Source organism: Streptomyces sp. XM83C, from assembly GCF_023072675.1.
Lineage (GTDB): Bacteria > Actinomycetota > Actinomycetes > Streptomycetales > Streptomycetaceae > Streptomyces > Streptomyces thermocoprophilus.
In genome coordinates this window covers 1-3,127 of record NZ_JALLGL010000469.1, presented here as the reverse complement: position 1 = coordinate 3,127, position 3,127 = coordinate 1, and the positions used below count along the sequence as shown (strand labels likewise).

Here is a 3,127-nt window from a genome sequence, read left to right as displayed (position 1 = left end):
GCTGGGCCTGCACGGGCGGTATGTACTGCGTCGCGCCCTCGTCGCCGCCGGCGGCGGGCACGGGCGGCAGGTACTGGGTGGCGCCGTCCGCCGTGGGGGGCAGCGGGGCGCTCGGGCCGCCGGCGGCGGGCGGGTAGCCGTACGCCGGGGAAGGGCCGCCCTGTGTGTCGGAGGCGTGCGGGTAGCCGTAGGCGGGGGAGTGCGGGTCCGGCGTCTGCGGGGCGCTCGGGTAGGCGTACGCCGCCGGCTGGGGCGCGCCCGGGGCGTCGTACGCCGGGGGTGCGCCCTCCTGCGGCAGCGGGCCCGCGCCCGCGCCCGCCCAGGTCTGCTGCTGGGGCTGGGGCTGCGCGGGCTGCTGCCACTGCTGGGGTGCCTGAGGCTGGGGTGCCGGCGGCGCCTGCTGGGGCTGCTGCTGGCCGGGACCCCAGGACCCGCCCCACGCCTGGCCGCCCGCGGGGGCGGCGGGGTCGGGGGCGCTGGGGTACGGCGTCGGCTGCGGGCCGGGCTGCGGGCCCACGGGCGAGCCCGGCAGCAGGGGCGCGCCCCCGTCGGAAGGCAGCACTATGCCTTCGCGCGCGGGCTGCGCCGAGGGCTGATCGCCCTGTCCACTCTGCGTCACCGGGACTCCTACGAATGGGGGACCTTCGGAATCGTCGGCTCACGCTACCGGGTCCCCCGAGCCGGGTGCCACGCAGCTCAGGACCTCACCTCCTTCCCTGTGACGGCCGTTACAGCTTCCGTCAGGCCGCCGCCCGCAGGTCGACGCGGGCGCCGAACTCCCGTACCACCGACTCCTCTCGGTACGGCTCCAGGCGCTGCTGGAAGTCCTCCAGATACTCGGCGCCCCGGTTGGAGCGCAGGTTCTCCAGGAGTTCCACGGCCTTCAGGCCGGTGTGGCAGGCCTGTTCGATCTCCCGCTGCTGCACCTGCGCGGTGGCGAGCAGCAGATAGCCGATGGCACGGCGGCGCGCCCGTGACTCAGGATGCCCGGCGAGGGCCTGCTCGGCGCTGCGGGCCGCCGCCTCGGCCTGCCCGAGGTCGCGGTGGCAGTGCGCCAACTCGTCGGCGAGATAGGCCTCGTCGAAGTGGGTGATCCACGGCGGGTCGTCGCCGGAGGCCGGGTCGGCGGCCTCCAACGCGGTCAGCGCCCGCCCGGCCGCGGCCTGCGCGGCCCGCGCGTCGCCGAGGAGAGCGTGCCCGCGGGCCTCGGCGGCGTGGAACATCGACTCCGCGCGCGGTGTCACACGTCCCCGCGCCCCTTCCTGCGCCGCGCGCGCCAACTGTGCGATCTCGCGCGGGTTTCCGAGCTGGGCGGCGAGATGGCTCATGGACGCGGCGAGGACATAACCTCCGTAGCCACGGTCACCGGCGGCCTGTGCCAGCCGCAGCGCCTGGATGTAGTACCGCTGGGCGAGCCCGGGTTGGCCGGTGTCGACGGCCATGTACCCGGCCAGCTCCGTCAACCGGGCCACAGCGGCGAACAGTTCACGCCCGACGGACTCACGGTAGGAGCCGGCGAGCAGCCCGGAGACGACGCTGTTGAGGTAGTGCACGACGACCGGACGCACATGCCCGCTGCCGTACTGGTGGTCCAGTTCGACCAGGGAGCGGGTCATGGCCCGGACGGCGGCCACGTCGGAGGCGCCCACGCGCGGGCCCGCCGCACGCGCCACCTGCGCGTCGGGCGCGGAGATCAGCCAGTCGCGGCTGGGCTCGACGAGCGCGGACGCGGCGACGGACGAGCCGGACAGGAAGTCACGGCGGCCCACATCGCTGCGCCACAGCTCACACACCTGCTCGATGGCCCCCAGCACCGTCGGCGAGAACTGGAGACCGACCCCGGAGGCGAGGTTCTTGCCGTTGGCCATGCCGATCTCGTCGATCGTGACCGTACGGCCCAGTTTGCGGCCCAGCGCCTCCGCGATGATCGCCGGCGCCCGGCCCCGCGGCTGCTGTCCCCGCAGCCAGCGCGCCACGGACGTCTTGTCGTACCGCAGGTCCAGGCCGTGCTCGGCGCCGCACATGTTGACCCGGCGGGCCAGACCCGCGTTGGAACAACCGGCTTCCTGGATGAGCGCCTGCAGCCGTTCGTTCGGCTGCCGCGCGACGAGAGGCCTTGCGGCCATTGGCATAACCCCCTGTGGCTGCGGTGCCTGCCCATGCACCGGATCGACGAGTCTTCCGCGACCGGACGCCCCACGTCCCGGTGTGACGAACCGGTCGTGAAGATCGATGCCCCGCCGACATGTCGAGAATGCACGTCATGCGAGGCATGTTGAGGATTGCCGGGGTACCGGCATCTGCCGCCCCCTGCATGGCTACCCGCCCACGCCGTCGTTCCTTCCGCGCGCCCCCGCCCGTGCATCCATGCGCCCCGGACGCGGGGCCGGTGCTCTCCCCCCGCGCGCGGCCCGGGCCGTAACCCGAGGTGGGCGCGGGAGTTGTGTTCCACGTGGAAGAGACGATCCAGGGCACCGAAACCGCACAGATCCCGAAGCAGCGCGGTGAATCGCTGCTGGAGGCCGCCGTCCGCTACGCCGAGGAGCGCCACTGGGACGTGTTCCCCGGCACCTGGCTGGAGGCCGTCGACGGGGTGCAGCGCTGCTCCTGCGAGGACGCGGCGTGCGCCGCCCCCGGCGCGCACCCGGCGCGCCCCGACTGGGCGACTCAGGCGACGGGCAGCGCGACCGTGGCACGCCGGATGTGGCAGCGGCAGCCGACGGCGTCCATCCTGCTGCCGACGGGGCGGACCTTCGACGCGCTGTCGGTGCCGGAGACCGCCGGGTTCCTCGCGCTGGCGCGCATGGAGCGGATGGAGCTGACGCTGGGGCCGGTGACGCTCACCCCGGACCGCCGGATGTTCTTCTTCGTGCTGCCGGGCGCGGCGGCGAAGCTGCCGGAGCTGGTGCGCAAGCTCGGCTGGTCGCTCTCCTCCCTCGACCTGCTCGTCCTCGGCGAGGGCTCGTACGTGGCGGCGCCGCCGACCCGGTACGGCTCCCGCGGCGCGGTGCAGTGGGCGCGCCGGCCCACCCCCGCGAACCGCTGGCTGCCGGACGCGGAGGAGCTGATCTCACCGCTCGCGTACGCGTGCGGGCGGGACCGCTGAGGGGGGTGCGCGGGCGGGACC

Annotated in this window: 2 protein-coding genes and 1 pseudogene; 1 reads left to right on the top strand and 2 read right to left on the bottom strand. The window is 74.7% G+C overall.

Going from position 1 to position 3,127, the window contains the following annotated elements:
* A pseudogene (locus tag MTQ10_RS29305) lies at positions 1-619 on the bottom strand (hypothetical protein); the annotation flags it as partial.
* 121 nt (positions 620-740) lie between these two features.
* Positions 741-2,126, bottom strand: a complete 1,386-nt coding sequence (locus tag MTQ10_RS29300) for a transcriptional regulator (protein WP_247473419.1) — start codon at positions 2,124-2,126, stop codon at positions 741-743.
* A 317-nt stretch (positions 2,127-2,443) separates the two neighbouring features.
* Here MTQ10_RS29300 and MTQ10_RS29295 point away from each other — a divergent pair, with 317 nt between their 5' ends.
* Positions 2,444-3,106: a bifunctional DNA primase/polymerase gene (locus tag MTQ10_RS29295; protein ID WP_247473418.1), complete on the top strand. Its 663-nt coding sequence runs from the start codon at positions 2,444-2,446 to the stop codon at positions 3,104-3,106.
* The last annotated feature ends 21 nt before the right edge of the window (positions 3,107-3,127 follow it).